1 protein-coding gene is annotated in these 1,367 nt (G+C 36.6%); it reads right to left on the reverse strand.

The genetic code is table 11. The annotated features are described in order from the left end of the window. Positions 1–249 precede the first annotated feature (249 nt). Positions 250–1,367, reverse strand: a 1,118-nt coding sequence (locus RB298_RS04290; RefSeq protein WP_486045958.1) for an NAD(P)/FAD-dependent oxidoreductase, incomplete at its 5' end; no start/stop codon positions are given.

The following is a 1,367-nucleotide window of genomic DNA, read 5'->3' on the forward strand; positions in this document are numbered from 1 at the left end:
TGCTTATTATTAAGTTGAATTTCAATATTAACGCGGCTTGCATCTTCTAGCTGCGCGTGTATATCTAAAATCGAACGTTTACCTTCTTGGTTTTCTTCTTCCTATATCACGCGTTCTAATTCGATACGTTCACATTGAAAAACTTGTTCTTCCTGTTAGGTAGAGGCTTTTCTTAATAACTCATTAATTGAATAGAATTAATAACGAATTATTTTTGTACTTTAATTCCTTGATTTTTAAAAATTATTGCTAGATTGACTTCATAATTCGTGCGATTTCTTTTTCTAAAGCAACAGGCTCATTTGAGTAATTATAAATCCCTAAAAACTTTTCTATAGCCTCTGGGTGGGAACTGATTAGCTTGTTGACAGCATTCTGTTGTTCAGATATGCGTTCATTCTGCGAGATTTGGCACCCTATGTGAAATCGAACCATAAACTCGTCTTCTATGGCCTTTTGATATTCTTCAGATATTTGATTTAATTGATTGGATTGTCCCTTATATTTTGAGAGAATATTGGATAATATACGTGCTCCACATATAGCATCATGGATACCTTGTGCCATGCCAGGATCTTTAAAGCAAACTGCATCTCCAACCAACGCCCATCCTTTTCCCATTCCTTTATACCAGTAATTATCATATCCGATAATGCCCTTAACCGATTCTACTAATTCTGCATTTTTCAAACGCGCCCCTATTGTTGTATTCGGAAATTTATCTGTTAAGAAATTTCGTAGAGAGCTTTCCGGATTTAATTTCAACTGTGCGATCAATTCCTTATTTTCTAATGGGAAAATGCCGACAATAACATATAAATTACCATTCGTAGGAAAGAGAATGGCTGTGTTATCTTTTATCTTGTATACTTCAAATTTAGGTACATTATCATGGCGAAATTCAGAGAAGTACCCAAAATAGATGCCGACTTTTGCAGAAATGCTTATTTTGAGTTCACTTTTTACCAGCTTGCGAATAATTGAGGATCGGCCGTCTGCTCCGACTACCAGGCGAGCTAAAAATTCTTGTTTCTCGTTGTTGCTATCTAAACCTTTCACGCCTATTACTGTTTCGTCATCACGAATGACATCCGTCACACGAAACCCTTCTAAAACGGTTACATTCTTTTGAGATTTGGCTTGTTGAAGTAGGATATGATCGAGATAAGTTCTTCTAATACAGTAACAACTGTCCTCTCCCTCAACCTCAGGGATGAGTCCTTCTATCACGGTATCCTCAAATTGAAATTTAATATCCCGTACCGGTGGGGCTTTTGTTTCCAATAACTTGTCCATGACACCGATTTCTCGAAGAAGAGCGACAGTATTATTGAAAAAGGTATGGGTTGATAATGTGTCACTTGGAA

The sequence above is a fragment of the Priestia sp. BR_2 genome, assembly GCF_041954005.1.
GTDB lineage: Bacteria > Bacillota > Bacilli > Paenibacillales > Paenibacillaceae > Paenibacillus_AQ > Paenibacillus_AQ lautus_A.